Raw genomic sequence first — 22509 nt, forward strand, 5'->3', positions numbered from 1 at the left:
TCGGATCAACCGCCAAACTGCGTAGTGATCAACGAGTCATGTTGAATGCTAGCCGATTTCGACACTCTCCGCGAGCGCCGGCACCGCTTCGGCAGCGTGTTGCTTGGCCACGATCACCGCCCGCAGCTCGTCCATGCTGACATCGGACACATAACGGCGGGTGACCTGCCATTCGTCGTGTTGCTCGATCACGACCGCGGTCGCCAACCGCAGAAACGCCGCCGAGTTCGGGAAGATCTCGACCACGTCAGCCCGGCGTTTGATTTCCTTGTTCAACCGTTCGATCGGGTTGTTCGACCAGATCTTGGACCAATGCGCCCGCGGGAACGCCGCGAAGGCCAACACGTCGTGTCTAGCGGCGGTCAGCATCGCCGCCGCCTTCGGAAACGACCCAGACAAGGTCTCGACGACCTGGTCGTACTGGGTAGCGACCTCGTCGGGATCGGTATGGACGAAGATCGTCTTGACCGCCGCCATCACCGCCGGCACGTGCTTCGAACCCACCGCACCCTGCAGATTCCGCATGAAATGCACCCGACACCGCTGCCACGCCGCACCGGTGAACTGTTGAGCGACAGCGGCTTTCAAGCCTGAGTGCGCGTCAGAGATCACCAGATGCACCCCCGACAAGCCACGATTACGCAGGCTGACCAGGAACTCGCGCCAGAACTCGAACGATTCGCTGTCACCGACGGCGGTGCCGAGGACTTCCCGGCCGCCGTCGATCGAGACCCCGGTCGCGACGACCAACGCTTGGGACACGACGTGGGCGCCGACGCGGACCTTGCAGTAGGTGGCATCGAGGAACACATACGGGAAGATGGTGTGGGTCAGAGTGCGGTCGCGGAACCGGGCGATCTCTGCGTCGAGCCCGGCGCAGATCCTCGAGACCTCCGATTTCGAGATCCCGGACTCGACGCCGAGCGCGGCGACGAGGTCATCGACGTTGCGGGTGGAAACGCCATGGACGTAGGCCTCCATGATCACCGCGTGCAACGCTTGATCGATGCGGCGGCGGCGTTGCAACAGCGAGGGGAAGAACGACCCCGCCCGCAGTTTCGGGATCTTCAACTCGACGTCGCCGCTGGTCGTGGCCACGGTTTTGGTTCGGTGCCCGTTACGGTGGGTGGTGCGGTCGGTGCTGCGTTCGTAGCGGGCCGCGCCGAGGGTTTCGGTGGCTTCGGCCTCGATCAACGCTTGCAAACCAGCGCGGATCAGTTCAGCGAACACGGTGCCGATTTCGGCGCCCTTGAGCTGATCAAGTTGGGTCAGCAGTGCAGAATGGTCGTGGGTCATCGCGTAGTCCTTCGTGGGTCTGTGGGTGAGTCACTGTGGTAGGTAACTCGTTCACCACTACGCGATGGCCCGCCTTCAGGTCGGGAGCGACACGCCCGAAACCTGTTGCGGGGCTACTGATCCGATTCCCACCACTCCAGGGGACTCTCCCCCTCCGGCGGAATGCCGCTTCCGACCAGCCATAACTCTCAGTGTCCCTTCCAGCCCTCGTCGGGGCCAACAGGACTCTAATAGCGTGTGGTCTCATCCCCGGGGGTCAGGCCAACTGGACTCCGAAGATTTGCCGGGATTCCTTGGCTGGCGCGGCACATTGATGGCGCTCACTGAACTTCCCCACTGACGCTCACCGAAATTCCCCATTTGCCCGTGTGGCTCCGCCGTGAAGGGCGGGCCTCCTCCGATGCTGGTGGTTACCACACCTGACCAGCACTTTCATTCGGAGGAGGCCCGCTTTTCCATGTTGACACGTGAGGAAGATGTGGAAATCAGCGCCCTACGAGCACGAGGCTGGACGATCTCCCAGATCGCCCGCCATACCGGCCGTGACCGCAAAACCATTCGCGCCTATCTGGCCGGGGAACGCACCCCCGGCGTGCGGAAAAGGCACCTACCCGATCCGTTCGAACCGTTCCTGGACTACGTCACCGCCCGCCTGGAAGAAGACCCACACCTGTGGGCACAGACCTTGATGGACGAACTCGAACCACTGGGGTTCGCACTGTCGTATCAGTCGCTGACCCGCAACATCCGCACCCGGGCACTACGCCCGGTCTGCCAAGCATGCCGGACCGCGACCGAACGCCCCAACGCGGTCATCCCACACCTACCCGGCAGCGAAACCCAGTGGGACTGGGTCGATTTGCCCAACCCACCCTCGTCGTGGGGGTGGGGCGCTAACGCGCACCTGCTGGTCGGTTCGCTGGCCCATTCGGGCCGTTGGCGCGGCTATCTGGCACCCTCGACCGATCAACCCCACCTGATCGAGGGCCTGGACCGCGTCGCCCGCGCCTTGGGTGGGCTGACCGGATCGTGGCGGTTCGACCGCATGTCCACGGTCTGCCACCCCGCCAGCGGGCAAGTCACCGCCTCGTTCGCCGCCGTCGCGAAGTACTACACGGTGGTCCCCGCGATCTGCCCACCCCGACGCGGGAACCGCAAAGGCGTCGTGGAGAAGGCCAACCACACTGCCGCGCAACGATGGTGGCGCACCTTGGCCGACGAGGTCACCGTCGAGCAAGCCCAAGTATCTCTCGGCAAATTCTGTTCGCTGCGCACCGACACCCGACTACGCGCCACCGCTGAGGGGCGCGCCAGCGTCGCGACTGTCGCTGCGCGAGAACCGTTGCGGCCCATGCCGACCGAGCCCTATCCAGCGATGGTTGCCGAGCCCCGGGTCGCGTCGCGTCAAGCGATGATCTCTTGGCGCGGCAACCGCTACTCGGTGCCACCGGAGTTTGCCAGCGCGACGGTGATCGTGGCACAACCTTTGCGCGGCAAGATCATCGATATCGCAACGACCGACGGGATCGTGATCGCCCGCCACGAACGCGCCACCGACGGACTCGGCGCGACGGTGCGCGACCACGGACACGTCGTCGCGCTCGACACCGCCGCGATGGCCGCGGCCAACTCCGGCCGACCTCACCGCCGCAAAGAACGCATCCCACCCGGGACAGCCGCCCGCGCGGCCGCCGCGGCGCTACGCGCTGCCGTCGACCCCGCGACAGCACAGGCCTCCCTCTCGGCTGCGGATGATCCCGCGGCCACCGTCATCGATCTGGGCGCCTACGAGCGCGCCGCCACCACCAGGAGCCGAAAATGACTGCCTCCGAACCGAAAAAGACTCGCCGCCGCGTCACGGCCGCGGTCGGCGCGGACGAGACCGCGACTCGCTACCAACAACTGCGGTCGCATCTGGCTACGCTCAAACTTCACGCTGCCGCCGAAGCATTGCCAGCGGTTCTCGAGCATGCCAGCGCCGAACAGCTTTCCCCGACAGCGACATTGGAGAAGCTGTTACGGATCGAGGTCGACGACACCGAAGCCCGCCGCCTGACCGGGCGGCTGCGGTTCGCTAACCTGCCGACCCCGGCGTCGTTGGAGAACTTCGATATCGATGCCGCGTCCGGGATCGATCGGCCGCTGCTCGACGAGCTCGCTACCTGCGGTTACCTCGAAACCGCGACGAACGTGTTGCTCATCGGCACCCCGGGCACCGGCAAGACACATCTAGCGACCGGGCTGGCCCGCGCGGCCGCGCACGCCGGCTACCGCACCTACTTCACCACCGCCGCGGACCTGGCCGCTCGCTGCCACCGCGCCGCGATCGAGGGCCGCTGGGCCACCACGATGCGTTACTACGCTGGCCCGACTCTGCTGGTGATCGATGAACTGGGATATCTGCCCTTGCCCGCGGAAGCGGCATCGGCGTTGTTTCAGGTTGTCTCGCAACGGTATTTGAAAACCTCGATCGTGATCACCACGAACCGGGGTGTCGGATCATGGGGTGAAATCCTCGGCGATAACACCGTCGCGGCGGCCCTATTGGATCGGTTGCTGCATCGATCGATGGTGATCAATCTCGACGGGGATTCCTACCGGCTCCGCGACCACCAGGCCACCGCGGAGAACCTCCGCCGAACGACGACCGGGAACCGGCAACCTCTATAATCGACACCGCTCACGGGTGGGGAATCTCGGCGAGCACAGGCGGGGAAATTCGGCGAGCGCCGTCAACATCGCGCAAGCTCACCGTCATCTCCGACCTCACTGCGGTGCTGGAGACGCTCGGCATCGAGACAGTAGGCAACCTGGCAACTTGTTATGACGGCGTTGAAAGTGAACTCCAGACGCGACGAGCTCTGCGCCAAGTGAACGGATTCGGCCCCAAAACCGTTGACTACCTGGCAATTCTGGTCGGCTCCGCCCGGCACGTCGCGGTCGACATGCACATCACCGGATTCGTTCGCGACGCCGGGATCGTCGGCAGTGACTACCGTGCGATCACCACCCTGATCACTCGAGCTGCCAACGAATTGGGCTGTAGTGCAGCCCCGCTGGATGCGGCGATCTGGAACCATATGAGTGATCCAGAGGGAGGTGCCACCTCGGATGCGTGAACTACCGAGACTCCCGCGTCGTGGTCGCCTCTACCTCGCCACCGGCACGCCGTACCGGGATGCGTTGAAGGACTACTTCAACCAGGAAGGGAAAGCCGAGGTCTGGACCTTGGATCGCAGCTACCGCGCCGGGGATCTGATCCTGACCGCTATCACAACTTCGCCGCGCGAGTCGGTGGAACCCATAGTTACGAGGTCGCGTTGATCTCTACCTTGTCGCCCAACACTGCCAGAGCGCTCTCGATATCGGCCATCCGCGCGCCAAGCGTCGCATACGCAAGATGCTCGGGAAGCGCTGACGAGAACTTTAATCCGCGTAACGCGTTGGCATCTGCTGTCGGTAACGGCCGGTGATCCGCTGTACGGAGCTCGACGAGCCCTGCCTGAATATCGGCGACCGTGAGATCCGGGTGAAGTCGGAGACCCTCGGCGCCGATCCGCTGCCGAGGCGGCACTAGTTCAGGTGTCCATGCGGCGATGGTCCGGTTAGCTTTGGTTCCGGCCCAAGTCCACCATCGCCAGTCATCTCGATGGTCGCGGGCGATGACCAATCCATCGTCGCTGACATGATTTGTTCGTTGAATTCGCACATCGTCAAGGGTTGACGATGCGCGTTTGGTGAGTGTTACGCCCATCGGCAACGCACCACGGAGTACATCCCTGATGCCGCGGGTAACGGCGAACGAGGCACCGTCGGGAGCGGAGCTCCACTTGGCACGACCTGGTATCTCAGTGGTTTCGACGTAAACCTGCCGCCGTTTCCAGTCGATGTGGGTGACCTTCCACGATCGACCGGCCAACAGCAGGATCCGTGGCCCTTCGACATCGTCAGTGAGAACACTGGTTTCGACGAAGCCGATCTCCTGCCGTCCCGCAAGCACTGTGAATTCCGGAGCAGCCGCGAACACAGCGAGAAGATCCATGAAATGTCGGCGGCCAAAATGCTTCTCGGCTTCGGGACCGATGAATGCGCTACCGTCGTCGTGTTCGAGAAAACCCTCGGCGAGAAGGTGGTCGAAAACTTTCTGCCCGTCGCTCCCGAATAGGGGCAGCGTTCCCCAAGCTTGCTGCCAGCCCCGCAGTGGCACCCGTCGGGTCTGCAGTGCGGCGGCTAGCAGCTGTTGGGCGGCGATATGCCGTGGTTCGGGGGTTGCGACCACAGGCTCGACCCACCCCGACGACCAACACCGCAGCATTCCGAGTGTGTCGAGGACTGATTGGTCGGTGACACCGAGAAACAGGCAGTTGCGAGAGGTCCCTGTGCGGCGTCCTGTGCGCCCAAGCCGCTGCAGAAAGGATGACACGGTTCGCGGCGCATTGATCTGGATGACTCGATCCAGATCTCCTACGTCGATGCCCAGTTCGAGAGTGGAAGTGGCAACGATGACGCAATCCCGCGCCTCCGCGAACGCTTGCTCCGATTCGCGGCGCTCAGCGGCCGACAGCGACGAATGCGAAATGAACGTCGTGATGCCGCGCTGGCGCAACTGAAGACCCAGTTCTTCTGCGAGACGCCGGGAATCGGCGAACACCAAACGCTTTTCGCCTGCATGCAGCGCAGCGATCACCTTCGCTGCGTTCTCGACGCTACCGACTGAATCGACAGTGATCTCGGGGGTGACGCTGCCACCTGTCACCGCGGGCGAGACAACGCCGCCAGGCACCGCAGATCCTCCCTGTAACCAGCCGAGCAGCTCGTCCGGGTTGCCGACGGTGGCCGACATGCCGACTCGCTGCAGTCGTCTACCCACGAGCGTTTCGAGCCGCGCGAGAACGGCGAGCAGATGCCAGCCACGGTCGTCTCCAGCGAACGCGTGCACTTCGTCCACCACTACCGCCTGGACCCCGCCGAGTAGGTCGCTCGCGTCAACACTTTCAGACACCAGCATCGATTCGAGCGATTCGGGAGTGGTGAGCAGGATGTCGGGCCGATCGAGCTTGATGCGCCCGCGCATCGATTGGGTCACATCGCCATGCCAGGTCATCGCAGACCTGCCGAGCCATTCGGCGTACTCGGCCAGCCTTGGCTGCAGGTTGTTGAGTAGCGCCTTGAGTGGGCACAGGTACAACACCGAAATTCCGGTCCAACGCTCGGTCTGCATACGTGTGAGTAGGGGGAACATCGCGGCTTCGGTCTTGCCGCCCGCAGTGGGCGCGAGCAGGATAGCGTCTTCACCCCCGGCGAGAGCTGCGGCAGCCTCGTCCTGGAGCGGTCGCAGCCCTGGCCACCCGAGTGTGTTTACGATGTGGTGCTGCAGCGACGGATCGAGGCAGTCGAAGCCGCTCATCTAGAGCTCCACGTCGTCGGCGCTGACTGCGGCGCGCTCGGTGTCGGTTAGTTCGGTAGTCTGGACCGTCAGCGCATAGTGTTGCCTTGGATCGAAATCGGGGAACTGGTCCACCCGGTCAAGAACGTCGAGCACCAGCTTCTTCAAGAACAACCGTGGTGAGATCCCCACTTGCCCACCAAGTTTTCCGGCGACGGCCGACGCCAGGTCGCGCAGGTAGGAATCGTCCACCAATGCACGGATCCGCTCGGGAGCCGCTGCGCCGTCGGCGTACACCGTCCGAACGCGCATCCCGACTTCGACGAGCCGGTCGAGATCGAAGCCAGCAAGGCGAACCTGCGGCGCCCGCGGATTGTCGAACCTAGCGTCAGTCGTGAAGTCGGTGTGCAGCCGCTGCGCGAGCGGGGGCAGTGCTTGCACGCCGAGGCGTCCGTCAAAGAACGCAGGCGTGCCGGTTACTAGCAGGTACATGCCCGGGTAGCGGCCTGAGTCAAGTTCATCGATCCACTGCCGCAACGCGTTGAGTGCTTTGGCTCGGCTGTCTGAACGCATCCGCTGGAGTGTTTCGACTTCGTCGATCACGAGAAGGAGACCAGAGTGTCGTGCGCCTTCCAGGACAGCGAGAAGCCCCTGGAGGAACCCCATGGCCAGGAAGTGGTCGACCTCCTGGCGTACCCCTGCCGCACGTTTGGCGGCGGCGCCCACGTGCGGCTGGCCGCCGAGCCAGGCGACCAGCGCGTCAGCTGTCGCCACATCGCCTTCGGTGAGGGCGGCCCGGTACGCGCGCAGCACCATCGGATACACCGGTGTCGCCGAGGCAACAGCCGCCAGGCGCTGCTCGAGCAAAGCATCGACCTGTTCGGTGGTTGCCTCGTCTACACCGGCCGCGGACGCGGCGTCTTCCTCGACTCCGAACAACCAGGCATCGAGCACATTGCGGAATGCCGAGGGCTGGAAAGCCGCCGTGCGCAGCGATTCGGTGGTTCGCCGATACACGGTCTCCAGCTTGTGCAGCGGCGTTTCCAGTTCGCTGATTTGTACCTCGGCGACTGCCAAGCCACGTCGCATCGCTCGTTGCTGTAGCCAGCGCGCAAAAAACGTCTTTCCCGCCCCGTACTCACCACGCACCGCCTTGAACATGGATCCACCGGCCGCGACAGCGTCCAGATCCTCATCGACGGTCGGTGCGAACCTGTCGATGCCGACGGCGAGCACATCGAGACTTCCGGCCGGGACAGTACCCTGGCGCAGCGATTGCAGAATTTCGCGCCTACGCACCGGCGACAGCCCCGTCACGGCGCGACTCCGTACTGTTCGAACATCAACCCGGACTCAAGTTCGACCTCGATTCCGTTGTCGGACAGAACCACGACACCATCGGTATTGAGAACCTGCGCAAGCACCGCGATCGCCGCGCGAGCACGCGTCGGCCTGACCTGAAGTATCTCGGCGGCACGGCTTATGGGCAACCGATTGTTGCCGTCGATGAGTTCTTGCAGTAGCCCGCCGATGGTCGCTTTGGTGAACTTCGGCCGGAAAAGCTGGTACTGCTGCTTGAACAGGTCACTGCCGAGCAACTCAGCGACTCCATCGCGTTTGGCAAGCGTAGTCTTCACCGGTTTCGTGGTGACCCCCACTTCGAACAACCCGTCGGCGGACACGACGGGCTTCGGGGTCGGCGCCAGCTTCTGACTCTTCACCGGCAGACTCGTCAAAGGTGCGGGAGCAGGTTCGGTAACCAGTCGCTCGGCTTCCCACCACACAGGCTGTGGCGGTGGTGCGACCTCAAGCCCGAGATGTTGCGGCACCGCACCATTCACCAGAATCGTCACTGCGATCACGACCTCGGCGGGCGATCCGCCGCCGTGGTATCCCGCCTTTAGCTTGGTGTAGCGGACCTGCTCGTCCACCGCGAGGATCGCTCGATTGTTCTCGGAGAGCACTCGGCGGCCGGTGACTAATACCTCGTCGTCACGTGCCTCGGGGTCGGCATCAGCTGCGGTCCGGTAGCGCGCCGAGACCTGCTGTCCTCGTTGAACACTCGGTTGTTCACGTCGTTCCACGACGTGCCCGTGGTCGCTGACCAAGACGACGGTCCGCCCGACCGCGGCAGCTGCTTTCAGCAACGAGTCGAGATGCTTGAAACTAGTGGTGCCCCACATCGTTCCGATCGGGTCGGACCGGTCTAACGCATCGTCGATGTCGTTGAGTACGCAGGCGACGACCGGTCGGCCGGCGGTGTCGTCGACGGCTTCGCGCACTGTGTCCGCGAGCGCGTGGTTGCGGGAGATCAGATCCAACTCACCCTTGTGGAACAGCACCGGCCCGCGCTTGTACAACCCGTTGTGCTGCAACCAGTTCGTGAAGCCCGTCCGCTCCTTGCTTTGACCGCCCTCAGCGAGCGCGCCAGTCAGCAGCGAGCACCGCGAAAATCGGGTGATGGTCGGCAGTACGGCAAGTGCGGCATAGGGCCCATCTGTATCGGAAAATCGGCATTCTTGCCACTGCGGTCGATGCCGACGCAACGCATCGGCGACCACCTCGTTCGAGACCGCAGAGCTCATCCCGTCGGCGATTACCAATAGGACGGGCGACGCGTGAGGACCGTCCTGCGCGAGGACGCGGAGCCCGCCGGTCGGACCGGAGGCGGGCACCGTGAGCGGTTTGACGATGCGGTCGAGGACGTCCTCGACGTAGAGCAGATCGTTCGAGGCCGAGCGGTGAGTTCCTTCGATCCGAAGCTGGCTCGCGAACAGGCGATCGGCGTTCGCACGCCGGGCGCGAACGGCAGTGACGATTCGATTGGCGACCGTAGCGAGACCACCATCGTCGGCCGACACGAAAGCATCGTTGACGGCGTCGTCCACCCATGACAGGTCCCGGCGGTAGTAGGTCACCCAGTCCGCGAGTCCACCGGGCATCGACCAGTCAAGTCCACGACGACGCAGCAGGCGCAGCGAAGCCGCACCGACCTGCACATCTCGCGGAGCGTCCGGAGTGCCCGCGTACGCGGCCCGATGCGCGACGACATCCGCCCACGCGTTGTCGGCGGCGTCGAGACGCCCGGAATCAACCGCGGCAGCCAATGCCAATGCGAACTGGGAAACGCGTGGCGCCAAGGCCATCGGTAGTACATCCGAACGCGCGACAAGCGGCTCCGCGTTCAGGCGACGCACGGCATTCTCGGCCCGGCGCAGCACATTGTCGGGCGCAGAAGTGCCCGATACCGCAAGGGTTGCGGCGTTGCCCCAGGCGGTGAGCTGTTGTTCGGTCAGAATTCGGCCGTCGAGTTCGACCTCGAGCAACGTGCGGACTCTGACTGTGATGTCGCGAGGCGCGGGGAACGATGCGCTGCTGTCGCTAAGCAACGCCGCGACCAGTCCGAGCGGTACCAGGTCTACGGGACCTCGTACTCGCCACACCGCCGCAAACGTCGGTCCAAGCGGGCCAAGCCGGTTCTCGATCCAGATGTAGAACTGATCGAGCAGCGCGGGATCGGTGCTCTGTTGCCACACTTCAAACCGCGCGGTGGCACCCGAGTCCATCGACCACAGCGCGATATTGTGCGGGGTGTATTCGCCGGGACTCAGGCCGAAGTTGCGGGCCGACAAGGTCGCGAACAGATGGTCATTGGTGAGCACACCGCGCGGTGCGGGCGTCGGAACTCCATCGAGATCGCGCAATGCGGCCCGTGCGGCATCATTGCTCAGCGACAGCAGATGGAACTCCTGGCGGGATGCGCGGAACAGCTCTCGCAGTGCTGGCCAGGGATCAAGATTCGACAGGCGCCCTGCGACGAGGTGCTCAAGCACCCCTACAGGTAGCTCGGCGGATTCGCGGTCGGTGAGGATCACGACCCAATCGGCTGTATGCCGCTCACTGAGCGCATCACGGATCGCCAGCACGCTGGGCGCGACCCTGACTCTGACCAGCTGACCTTCCACGTCGAAGCTTTCGGGGCCAGACCACACCGGAGTGGCTGCAATTGCCAATACACCGCTTAGGTAGTTCTTGGCCCGGAGCCCGACGATCTGCCCACGAACCGATGCGAGATCCGCATCGGGGAGTGCTGATGCTGAGGTCACGACTCGATCTTATGGATGACGACGGTGAATGTGGCGTCCGGATCGCCTTCGAGCAGATCGATCAGTTGCTTCTCGAGTACGGAGAATCCACCTCGCCCCCGAATGGTGATAGTGCGCGACGCCGCCGCCGTGTCGGTCGACTGGGATTTGTCCGACGCCGACCCTGGATCAGCCGGTGTCGGTGTAGGTGTCGGCGACGGCTGACTGACACCCGATTCCAGCCATGCGTCGCGGGCTTCCTCGGCCACTCGCAGCGCCTCGACAAGCGGTCGGGCCAGTTCGTGCTCGGCGAATGCGGTGGCGAGGGCGGACAATGCCGACTTCGCCTGCCTGCCGCGGTCGTCGTTGATCTCGGCTGCTTTGCGCAGGATGTCGAAGCGTGACAGGTTGAATCGGCTCACGGCATCGGCTACTGCGGCTGCGCTCCTCAGGCTTCTTCCGGCCTCATGGTCGGTACCCGTGAGTGCGGTCGCGGCGATCGCATCGACCACCGCAACGCTGTCGAGATGATTCAGCCGCGCATCGAGCATGTTGTTCAGTTCGGTGGCGAGGCCGAGCCGTTCGCCGGATTCGATCCCGAGATGGTTGTATGCGCGACTGAGCACATCGATTAGCCGTGATCGGTCCGCTCGGCCGACCGCCGCATCGTCACGCACGTGCTCCACGAAGGAGGCCACATTCGTGGCGGTGAGGTAGTCGTTCACATGATGCCCTGTCAGGGTCTTCCATCGGGTGCACCCCTGTGTCCACACCTGCCGGTCTGGCAGCGGTTCGAGTCGGAGTGTGACACCCCGACGAAACTCACCGATATCCGGTTCATCGATCGGCGAGGAGTGCAGGAACCAGGACCGTTTACCCTGCGCGGCCCAGGCACCGGCGACGAGGTCGACCATGTCGTCGGTCAGCCCTCGTTTAGGTCCGCTCGCGACGATCGCGCTGCGAAGTTCCTCGATGGGTACGTCTTTGGCTTCGTCGATTCCGGCGCGGGACAGCTCCTGGGTTATCCGATTGCGCCACGTCGCGAAATGTTCCGGCCCCGCCAGCAGGTGTGTGTCGTTGGTACGGGCGATACCGAGCGATTCGACGATCCGCCGGACGTTCTCGCGTTCGCTGCGCTCGAGCGGGATACGTCCGTCGACGACGGCCTGGGCTTCCCTCAGCCGTGCGAGCACGGTGTTCAGCTGACGTCGGGTGATGAGCTGTTCGGCCGGGGTGAACTCTGGATGATCCGGGTACAGCGCGGCGAAGGCCGCGTCGATCAACCGGTTCGCAGCTTCGCCGAGATCGTGTCCGATCGGGGGCTGGACAGCAAATCCGGCGTGCAGCGAACGCAGCGGAGGCTGGCCTTCGGGGAAGTTCGCACCGGCCGCGACCCCGTAGGCCACCTGGATGGCGTTGCCCAACTGGGAGCGCACTTGCGTCTGCTGCTGTTGCAGGATCGACCGAGCCGCGGCGCGGTCGGCGTCGGACAGTTCGTTCGCATACGAGGCCCACCGGTCACCCGCGAGCACGTAGTTGAGAATGACCAGCCGTCCCAGCTGGCGGGTTTGCTTGTCGCTGAGGAATTTCGGCAGCCAGACGACAGTGAACCGGTTCTGCCCGGTACGTAGCAGCTCGTCGACGCGGTCGTGGTCCTCACCCGTGGTGTGGCCTGGATCGTCGAATGGCAGATCGACGATCAAGCGGAGCGCACCATCGCCCGACGGCCGGAACGCGTCGTCGGGCAGGTATCCGTGGTCACGGACGTTGCCGAACACCACTTCCACCTGGCGCGGTGTGCCTCGCCAGATCCGCTGTCGCAGCAAAGCGTTATCGACAGTGTGATCGGCCCCAATCACACCGAGCCGTTCAGCGAGCAGTTCACGTATCAGTTCACGCCTGCGGCCATCGGTGTCCTCGGTCTGAGCACGGCGCACAATCCGTTCGTAGTCCACCGATTCCAACGTCACCGAAATGATCGGATTGGCGTCGGCGGTAACCGCTAGTTCCGGGATCTCTGCCGCCCACTGCTTGACCTTGCCGGTGATCTGACCGATCTGGTCGCCGGGGACCAAGCTGATAACGCTCCCATGATTGAGCGACGCCAAACGCGAAGCGTCGATCTGCTTGAGCGCGGGCACGTTTGGAGCTACTGCAGACATGAGCAGGGTCTTTGCGATGCGGATATCAGCCCGCAGACCCGGCGGAACATCCTTGTCAAGAGTGGTCTCGTCGATGCCCGCGTTGCGGAACAGCAGGGGGCGCAGTTTATCCGTCCACAGTGTGCGTGCAGTCCTGAACGTATGCACTGCGGCATCGTTGATGGGTGTCGCGTTGGCGCTGTCGATGATGTAGTCGAAAGCTTCGCCGACCGGAATGACATTGTCGATGGTCAGCCGGTCGGCGTTGTCCTCAAGCATTTGCTGCATCACCTTGAGCGCGGTGCGTTCACGCTGCATCTGCCCAGACAGTTCACGCAATGTCGCGATCAGCGCCGGGGAGAACGGGTAGGTGAGCTTGAACGCGTCGGAGTCTGCACCTCGGTGCCGACCGTCGGTGTTCACACCGTCGAGCAGCACATCCCACACCTGTGGACTGCGGTCTAAGCGTGCGAACGCTGTTTCAAGAGCCATCTCCGCATCGGCGTCGCGTCGTTTCAGCAGTCGTTTGTGCGCGATGTACGGCAGGTTCTCGTCGCCCAGCTTCACCAGCCCAAAACGGCCCTCCTGGTGGGCGAAAGCGCGTTCAACCGCCTGCTGAATCGCGCCGGCATCGGGTCCGCTTGCCACCCATTCGGCGAGGTTGTGCTGGCGTGCGACGAAGGAGACCACCGGCACCGCAAGGCGACCGCGGCTGGTCTCGACCAGCTTGGTGATCTTCTGGACCTCGGCATTGAAGCGTTCGCGTTCGGTAATGAGGAATGTCAGCCACAACACGAGTTCGTCGAGCATCAGCACGACGCCGTCGTACTTGAGCGACTTCGCGTGGTCTGCGATCACCGCCAAACCATCCTCAAGGGACAGCCAGTCGGTATTGCGTGAGTAGCTAGTGAAGTACGTGGAGACAAGCGCCTGTTGAAGGCGGGACCGCTCGGCGGGTGCAGCATCGGGGGCGGTCGCGGCAGCATAGGTGCCCGGGGTCCACGCCGTCCTCTTTTGGCCGAGTACCGACCAGTCGACGGTGGTACTCGCCCCCGGGGTTCCGGCGGCATTGAGTGCGCCGAAGAACTTCTCGTCACCCACCTCACGTCGACGGTTGTCGGCGTCACCGAACAACCCACCCGCAGAGTGCAATACGGGCGGCAACGTGTCCGGGTGCAGCGTGACGATCTGACGAAGATACTGGTCGAACAATGCCGATTCGACGGTGGTGGCATCGAGGAAGTGGAACGTCAAGCGAAGCAGACTCGCCTTGCCGACTACCTCGTGCTCAGCAACGACCGGCTGCAGCTCCGCCACCGACAGTGCCTTCGGCGAGCGCCCGAGAATACCGTGGAGGATCGCCATGAAATGCGACTTACCGGAACCGAAAGACCCGTGCAGGAAGGCTGCCGTGTTCTCACCGGTGCGCAGAGCTTCCTCGACAACATTGAGCGCCGAATCGAACGCGTCCTTCAGCGCGGGTGTGACCACATACGAGTCGACAGTCGCCGAAAGATGTTCCGCCCCGACTGAATCGGACAGCTTCAGCACGTAGTCGTTCGTGCCGCGCGACTCATGGATGTTGAACGTTTCCCGCAGGGTGCGCGCGGAACCGGATTCGCCGGGGAACACTATTGGCCTACCTTTCGAGCAACTGTCGTCCGAGCACGTGCCTTCTTCTCCGGCCGCCACGCGGCGAGATCCTGCACCGGCACGCCAACCACTGCGGATTTCTCGGCAAGCTGGCTACTCAGGTACTCGGCGAGATCGACACCGAGATTTGGGTCAACGCCGGAATGCCACTGCTTGACCCACGGCAGCACTTCGGCGATCCCTGCCAGGATGGGCACTAGCGATGGCAGTGGCATGCCCTCGGACTCCCGCGCGGCGTAGATCGTCGCTAACGCCAAACCCTGCTGGGCATGGTCCCAACCAGCCCAACCGAGCAGGGGTGTCGGGTCGGTATCGCGACCCGCATCCGGGTAGACGATGAACCGCTCCTTGGGCACATCGAGTTTCCCTCGGTGGGACCAGTACGACTGCTTGAGGAAGTCAGCACTGTTGTACTTCGGGGGCACGGGGATATCGGTAGCCTGGATCAGGCTGGCATCCTCGTCACGCTGCATATCCCACACGCGCTCCCACTCGGCACGCTTGCGCAGGCCGGGGTCTTTATATCGGAGTGCGGCTAGGTACGGGACAGCTTGATCGGCGAGCAGCTTGACCAATGTGGCAGTGACCGGTGCATCTTTCTGCCCCGCCCACAGATCGAGCGCTTCGATGAACTCGGGGTCCTTGCCTACGTACCCAGCAAGTTCACCGACAGACCTCGGTTGAGGTGTGCCTTGCGGTGTGAACCACAGGTTTGGGTCCTCAAGCTTATCTAGTAGCGAATACTTCAGTGCACGCTGAAGTTTGGTTTCCCACGAATCCCCAGCCCAGCGACGTTTATACTCAGGGCGCTCCAGGAGGCGAACGAATGGGTTCGACTCGATTGCAGCGAGCCGCTTTTCGACAAGTGCATGGTATTCTGCCGTCCAGCGCGTAGGGATCTCCTCGATAGCTGCGAACTTGTGATTGTGATGATCGAACCAGCTGGTTTCGATACTGCCTGATGCAACCTCTCGGGCAAGCTTAATCGCGAAGGCGCGTTCCCCTGGTTCGATACCCGGGGCCTGACCGACGGGAAGTGTGAGGTCTTCATCAATGATCCCATAATGCCGATATACCTCCCAGTCAAGTTCTTCTTGTTCAGCCACCATTTGCGCACGAATCCGAAAATAGCCCGCGCGTGCCGCATCAAAACTTTCTCGGGTGATACTGCCTTGTTGAATCGACGCCGCCGGATCCTTTACGACGAGCTCCTGGGCAAGCGAATCGAGGCGCCGGGCACGCTCGACCGGCGCTTGTCTCGGCAGGGGATAATCCTGAAGGGTCGTGCTGGTGAACTCGTATGTGTGCGACCAGGGCTGATCGGCAGCGCCACCGCCATGACCGCCACCGCCCTTCTTTTGACTGTTCTGCTTGAGCCAGAAGCATGTGATCGAGCTGTTCAGGGTGCCTAGCAGCCGCAGATGGTCGTCCTCACTTGCTCCCTCCGGCAACTTTATCACCGGGGTGGAACGATTGAATACCTTGCCGCCGCGATCGAGTACGAAATGGTTGTGGCTCGCCATGAAGGCGAAGGCGATACCGAGCGGCAGGCGGTAACGCTTCGGAAAGAACATAGAGTGGTCGTACCATCGCAGGCCGCGTTCGGCGAGCGTCTTCTTAAAATCAATTCGTCGACTTAGAGCTGTCCGATTGAGCCACAAGGTGCGAAAAGCTGATTCCGTGAGAGTTTTTGGCGTCCCTTTACGGTCGTAAGGCAAGATGGTCACGAATCGAGGGGAAATTTCGAATTCTCGAATATCTTCACCCAGTGTGATTGGGGCTACATCGCCGACGTATCCGCGCGTCTGCGCAGCCCACGGTGTTACATAGAACGCATCATCAAGGCCGGTATGCGTAGTCCGCCCGATGGCATCGCAATAGTCGGCAATACGTTTATTGCCCGCCGCTTCGATCGCCAGGAGCAATTCGGCTGCGCCGCCACCACTTAAACTCCATGGATGCTTGCGCAGATTCATTCGCGAAAAATCCGTAACCGATATCCACTGATCTTCGTATCCAGGCTGATCAATATTCGCTACTATCGAGGTCCAGACCAGCCCCTTTGCTGGGTTCTCTGGCGATCCCGGACCACCTTGAATCCCCAGCACAGTACGAACTGTATCGTGAACGTTCTCTTGATTCCGCCCAATTATAATGACCGTCGGAGTAGCATGGCCGGGAATATAGGCTCCGGAGGTGTCCACAATAAGACGCAGGTCCTTCCGGGCGAGAAAGTTCTCAATCAGTGGGGCGCCAAACTCGCGCTTCATGAATGAGTTCGAGGTGATCTGCCCAACCCAACCAGGTCGATCGCCGGACTTCGCCAGGTCAAAAAACTTCCACATGAAAGGAACAGTGAGAGCGTACGTACCCTTGCAATAGATACAGTAATCTCTATAGCGGGCGTTCAGCGCTTTATCACTGACCGCTATGTACGGAGGGTTTCCCACCACTGCATCGTACTGATTCGGCTCAAGCACTCGACGCAATTCGTAAGCATTCTCGGTCTGATATGAAAAACCTGAAACGGCAATGTCTTTGTCTATTTTGGAGTCCCCATAATCGAATGCACTCTTGCCATCGATTTCCGGGCCGAATAGCAATGAGTCACCGGCCGTCACATTCAGCGTGAATTTTGGAGCATGCACTAGCGATACCTCGCCACACGCCTTCATGGCGGCAACTATAAGACGGAACTTTGCGATAGCTGTTGCGAAGGGATTCAAATCCACGCCGTATATCGACGCCAATGCATTGTCGACACGGGTGCGTAGTTCCATCCCTGGGGAATGACGATGCCACCGCTCGACCAGCCGATCGAATGCTCCGAGCAGAAAATGCCCGGATCCACACGTGGGATCGATGAGCTTGAAGCCCTCAAGCGGACGATCTTTCAATGCCGGTTCGAGCGTCTTATCTAGGATGAACTCCTCGACGAACTCGGGAGTCTGCAGCAGCGCGTATTTGTCCTTAGCGAAGTCTGACAGATCCTGATACAAGTCGCCGAGAAACCGTGTGGAAAGTGACTCATCGCAGAACGACCACACCAACTCGCCGGAATCGTCTATCTGCCGCCAGAATTCGAGCAACTTCTGCACGGCGTACGATGATGGCGAAATCAGGTTCAATGCGGCATGGTCGTCTACTAAAGCCTGCGTCGCCTGATTTCGACGCAGCGCATCGAACGACTGCTCAAGCCATTCGCGATACGAGCAGTCCTGATGCTCGCGGTAGAACGCGTTCTCTGCATCCACAGCCCGCTGACGCAGAAGAGGCGTCGGTCCTGCAACCCACACAGCGGTTTCACCGAGCAGTTGATTGTCCTCGCAGAATCGCACGAACACCGAAGTGAGTAACCAGCCGACAGCCGCCTGGGTGAGCTGGTCCTCCGACCACTCGGTCCATGAGGTCGGCGCCGTTCGCTTCTCCCTCACCGCCTCGCTGTGAGTCGCCTCCCACCTGCTCAGCTCGCCCGCGTCAGCGTCAAGCAGCTCGCGCATATCATCGACCAGCCGTTTCAGCTGCGGCCTCAGTGCAGCCGTCAGCTGGGCTCCTGCGATCGTGGCCAACGCCATCAGGCGGGCTCCTTCACTGTCGAATCGTCGCGATGCGCGACGGTGAGCAGCACCGTCACCTCTGTATCGTCAATCTGCACGAACTGCTCCGGGCTGTTGATCGGCAACCTCCGTCCGTCCACCTTCGAGCCCGGTCGCCCACCGGCCTCCTCCCGTTGCGGTATCAATACCCAGATGGCGTGCGGGGGCGGGGTTGTCAAGTCGGTCCAGCGGCCGAGAATGTCGAGCTGCCCATACGCGGTCAGGGTGGACAGATCGGTGAGCACGACCGGTCCCGGCGCGGTATCGACTGCTTCGATCAGCGCCGGAATAGCTTGTGCGACAAAACCTTTAAGCCCTTCGCGGTCGGCCACCGCGCCCGCGTCGGCGGCGAGGATCATGCTCCAGTCGATCCCAACCTCGGCGGCTTTCGACCGCAGTGTGCTGAGCAACAAATCTGTCACATCGATGTGAGTGGCACCGAATGCGCTGGCCAGAGCCTTCGCCACTGCGTCGGAGGTGCCCATCGGAATGCCGAGCGCACGGAATGTGTGTTCCTGCCTACTCGCGGTGAGGAGGTACTCGGCATCTGAGGTCCCGTGCTCCCGACGCACCGTGGCCGCCGCTGGGCGACTAACGCGAGTCGGCACATACGAGGCCGCCGCGTGCTCACGCGCGAATTCGTATCTATTCATCGTGTCGTTCCACTGCATCTCCGGAACCAGCGCCTGCACCAGCTCATCGAGGTCCGCACGCTTCGGCAGAGCCGACTTCAGTGCTGGGAAGCGCGCCTTGAGCCTGGATTCGAGCTCGGGTCGCCCAAAAACATCCGTCGACGAGAGACCACGCAGCAGCAGGCGCAGCGCCTCAAGAATCGGCATCGATCGCGCGTGCAGCTCATCGCGCGAGCTCAGTGCCGCCTCGGTCGACGCCGCCGCCGCAATCCGCAGCAGGGTGTGCGCGGGTATCTCCATGTCGTCCACTGCTAGATCCAGCAGGGTCGCCGCGACCGCACGGAGTTCCGGTTCGGATTCCTCGGCCGGCACCAGTTGTGATCCCTGCGCCTGTGAATCGGCTACGAGCTGTTCGGCGCGCGCCGCGAGCAACGCTGGCAGTCTGCGCATAAGTGACGAGGTCGAGATCATCGCAACCGTCCCCGCACCCTGCCTGCGCACGGTGTGCACCGCGAGTGGTCGCGTGTCCACGTCGCCGTCGGGCTGTGGTGGCGACGATAGGACCAGGCGCAGCACGCCGAGTGCAGTGCGCTGTGGATCGTCCACCCCATCAGTGTGGAGAGCGCCAGCCAGCTCGCGGGCCAGTAGTTCTGGAGTCGAAGCGCCGCCCGAGGTTTGGAGCAGTCTCAGCAACCGTCCGCGCAGATCGGCGACGGTGGCCTCAAGCTGAGGATTCCTCGCCCACAATGTGGTGAACTCACCAAATACCTGAGCGATCCGGGCGGAGGTTACTCCAGCTCGAGCTGCAAGCGCCTGGTAGGTGACGAATGGATCGTCGGGGCTTTGAGCATGCGATCCCAGGATCAGCTCGACGACCTGCCTGCGTATCGCCGACGGCCTCGTCGCCGCAGCGTGAGCGAACATTTCGGCCAGCGCCGAGAGCGAGGTGTACGTCGCGGACGGCTTAGGAACGGATACCGGAGCCGGGGCGGGCTTCTTCACCGTCAGTTCCGGCTCTATCGGCTGAGCAGTGAACACTGCGGCCCACGCGTCGCGCATCGCGGCGGCAGTGTCGAACCGCTGCTTAACGTTGCGCGCCAGCGCTTTCCGGAAGAAAGTAGCCAGCGCTTCAGCGCGCGCTCCGCTCATTCCGGCCGACGTGAAGTCCTCGGTAGCGACTGCAACATCGTCGTCGAGGACTTCCGGATTGCTCAAGCCGTCCCCGTAGACGGGAGTCCCAGCGGTGGCCATCTCGTACAGGACCACAGCAGCCGAATACCGCTCTGCAGCCGAGTCATAGGTGGTGCGAGTACCGGTGCCCAGGAAGGGATCCCGGTAGGGAGGCGTGCCAGCCTCGGTCTGCTCAACCGGTGCACGCGAAAGCGAGAAGTCGAACAGCGCAAGCCGCACCTTCGCCTTTGTTCGTCCCTCCGGCTTCGCCAGGCCGAGGTTGGAAGGCTTCAGATCTCGATGTGTGATACCCACCGCATCGAGCGCCACTACCACGTCGAGCAATTCCCTACCCCAGGTGCGCAGCTGCGTCTCCCCGAGGGGGGTGTATCGCACGACGTCCGCCAGCGTCTGTTCACCACAATTGCTCAGCACCAGGGCAGTACGAATGCCCAGCTCGATCGGCCCCTCGATCAGCTCGACCACACCTGGAATCGGCGGTGTCCGCTTGGCGAGTTCGGCGAGCACCTGAGCCTCGTCGTGAAGGCGTGAGGTGGATGCCGCGTCCAATCCGACCTTGAGCACCCGCAGGCGATCGTCATGTTCGCGATCGGTGACCAGCACACCGCGGGCGGTCGAACCTGCTCCAAGTACCCGGACCACATCGAACCTGCCACAGAGGAGCGCTCCCGGCGCGGGGTTCAGAGGATCAACCTCAGGAGCCGCAAAGGTTGCGAGTTGAGTGTGTCGATAGTCGGCGAGTGCTGCTACGAACTGTTTCGCATCGAATCGCGGTAGGCCCGATTTGCTGTCGGTTTTCATCCGCTTCGACACCGACGGGTTCGTTGCCTGCAGCACCAATGCGCGCAGAGTTCCATCGATGTACTCACTGCCCGACGCGGCGAGATCCATACCGTGCTCGTTCCGCAGACGCTCACGCAATTCCGCACGGTCCCGCGCTGGCGCTTGACCCCCGGACAACAGGTAGTAGGCGAGTGCACCGAGAGAGAACACGTCGAGCGCGAGCCGATTCGCATCGGGTGCCCACCGGTCCTCTGGCGCCTGATATACCTCGTCAGCCGGGGCACTTCCAGGCTCCGGTGGTGTGCCGATCGAGGTCGTCGAGCGCGTATCCGTGCCGTAGACTCGACCGGCCCACGACCAGTCGGCCACGCGCACACGCAATTCCCCGCGGTCCAGCTCGTCGATGTGGATGAGGACGGTACTGGGCCCCAAGCCTCGGTGCGCGACGTGGTTTCGATGTGCGTACGCGACGGCCTCGGCGATCTGGGTAAGGATATCGAGCTGCTGGTCGGCGGTCAGCTCGCGCGTGGCCAACGCCAGATCTAGCGGTTCGAAGCCACGCATTTCCGGGTAGACGATGACGGTGTTCCCATCGTCGTCTTGCACAAGGTCACTCGGCGCGACGATTGCATCGTGCCTAAGGGAAGAAAGCAACGCGAACTCACGCTGCATTCGTCGGTGCGCGGCAGCTCGGGCCTGATCCGGTGTGCCACGCCGAAATGAGACGACACGCGCGCGGCCGCCCTTACCGGTGCCCTTGTGGGTGGCCGCCCACTCCTGCCAGTCGTCACCGCTGGCGAGCGGCGTACCCGTGGTGATACTCCACGACCCAGCGTCGCGCTCCGTTCGACGCGCGATCCCTAGATTCTTCAGAGCCAACGCAATGATGACTGACAGATCCTCATCCACCCGTTGGTTGTCGGAAGGCGGTTCGAGAATGCGTGTAGAAATGGCAGGAAGGCCCACCTCCTGCTCGAAGCCGTCCGGTGCGAAAAGACTCGACTTCGCCAGATCGGGCATGTCGACCTCAAACGGCGAGCCGTGTAGGAACACGGATTCCTGCACGTACGGCAGTCCGCGCTGCACCTTCCCCACATCGAGTCCGTGCTCCTGCGCGACCTTGCGCGCCTCCTCGCCAATGCGAGTCGCCAGCCGCTGGGCTTTGCGGCGGGTCAGCAGCAGCGGGGAACGCTGAGTGCGCCTTTTTCCGCCCGGTGTGGTTCGGACCCAGTTCATTTCGGTACCACGCAACTCGCCAACAAAGTGCTTCGCCTCGATGAGATGCAGGCGGCGCCGACCCAGCACTAGCGCATCGACCTCATGCCACTGGCCATGGTTATCCATGAACTCGAAGTTAGTCCATGCGCGGTACGGAGCAGCGTCGGGAATGACGTACCGAAGCATCGCCAAACCGGCTGCTTCATGCGGATATGCCGATTTGGAGACCTCGACCCACCGGTCATCACCAAGTGCCACGTCGCCACCTACCGCTCGTCCCCCCGCGGCCGAACGCGGGTCGCGTGCTTGGATCGCCAACACTACCAATCGGGCTTCGGGCTTCGGGCTTCGGGCGGCGCAGTGCCTATCATTGGCTGCGCATCCGCGATCTTGGTGCCGGCCTCACCGCGGAGAACGACAACCTGCGCCTCGCGCCCCTCGACTGAACGGTCGACGGCCGCCAACAGCATCGCCAGCTCGTCAACCCGGTCTACCAGCGGCGCTGGAGCCCTTGTCCCCGGCACGAAG

The 22509-nt window shown here is 62.8% G+C and carries 10 protein-coding genes; 3 read left to right on the top strand and 7 right to left on the bottom strand.

Translation table 11 applies throughout. From position 1 onward, the window contains the following. Positions 1–48: 48 nt before the first annotated feature. The gene (locus tag ACTWPB_RS22610) at positions 49–1296 is read right to left on the bottom strand and encodes an IS256 family transposase (protein WP_446222569.1); all 1248 of its coding nucleotides are present in this window, start codon (positions 1294–1296) and stop codon (positions 49–51) included. 457 nt (positions 1297–1753) lie between these two features. Here ACTWPB_RS22610 and ACTWPB_RS22615 point away from each other — a divergent pair, with 457 nt between their 5' ends. The 3 genes from ACTWPB_RS22615 (at position 1754) to ACTWPB_RS22625 (ending at position 4415) form a co-directional block, all read left to right on the top strand. Beyond that, positions 1754–3118 carry a Mu transposase domain-containing protein gene (locus tag ACTWPB_RS22615; RefSeq protein ID WP_446222570.1) on the top strand — a complete coding sequence of 455 codons (1365 nt, stop codon included), beginning with the start codon at positions 1754–1756 and terminating at the stop codon, positions 3116–3118. Further along, positions 3115–3966: an IS21-like element helper ATPase IstB gene (istB, locus tag ACTWPB_RS22620; RefSeq protein ID WP_446222571.1), complete on the top strand. Its 852-nt coding sequence runs from the start codon at positions 3115–3117 to the stop codon at positions 3964–3966. Before ACTWPB_RS22615 ends, istB begins: the two co-directional genes overlap by 4 nt. 104 nt (positions 3967–4070) lie before the next feature. Next, positions 4071–4415 carry a hypothetical protein gene (locus tag ACTWPB_RS22625; RefSeq protein WP_446222572.1) on the top strand — a complete coding sequence of 115 codons (345 nt, stop codon included), beginning with the start codon at positions 4071–4073 and terminating at the stop codon, positions 4413–4415. A 188-nt stretch (positions 4416–4603) separates the two neighbouring features. Here the strand turns inward: ACTWPB_RS22625 and ACTWPB_RS22630 are convergent, their stop codons facing one another. Genes ACTWPB_RS22630 through ACTWPB_RS22655 form a run of 6 tightly spaced genes read right to left on the bottom strand, consistent with a single transcriptional unit; the run spans position 4604 to position 22239 of the window. Further along, positions 4604–6703, bottom strand: a complete 2100-nt coding sequence (locus tag ACTWPB_RS22630) for a DEAD/DEAH box helicase (RefSeq protein ID WP_446222573.1) — start codon at positions 6701–6703, stop codon at positions 4604–4606. Continuing rightward, positions 6704–7999, bottom strand: coding sequence for a BREX system ATP-binding protein BrxD (brxD, locus tag ACTWPB_RS22635; protein WP_446222574.1), 1296 nt, complete (start codon positions 7997–7999; stop codon positions 6704–6706). Beyond that, positions 7996–10788, bottom strand: a complete 2793-nt coding sequence (gene pglZ, locus ACTWPB_RS22640; protein ID WP_446222575.1) for a BREX-2 system phosphatase PglZ — start codon at positions 10786–10788, stop codon at positions 7996–7998. Before pglZ ends, brxD begins: the two co-directional genes overlap by 4 nt. Continuing rightward, a complete protein-coding gene (locus ACTWPB_RS22645; protein WP_446222576.1) occupies positions 10785–14540 on the bottom strand; it encodes a DUF6079 family protein in 3756 nt (1251 codons plus the stop codon). Before ACTWPB_RS22645 ends, pglZ begins: the two co-directional genes overlap by 4 nt. Beyond that, positions 14540–18136 (bottom strand): BREX-2 system adenine-specific DNA-methyltransferase PglX, encoded by a 3597-nt coding sequence (gene pglX / locus ACTWPB_RS22650; protein ID WP_446222577.1) that lies wholly within the window; start codon positions 18134–18136, stop codon positions 14540–14542. The genes ACTWPB_RS22645 and pglX overlap by 1 nt, the downstream gene beginning before the upstream one ends. After that, a complete protein-coding gene (locus tag ACTWPB_RS22655; protein WP_446222578.1) occupies positions 18136–22239 on the bottom strand; it encodes a protein kinase domain-containing protein in 4104 nt (1367 codons plus the stop codon). The genes pglX and ACTWPB_RS22655 overlap by 1 nt, the downstream gene beginning before the upstream one ends. Positions 22240–22509 lie beyond the last annotated feature (270 nt).

It is taken from the genome of Nocardia sp. IBHARD005 (genome assembly GCF_052814245.1).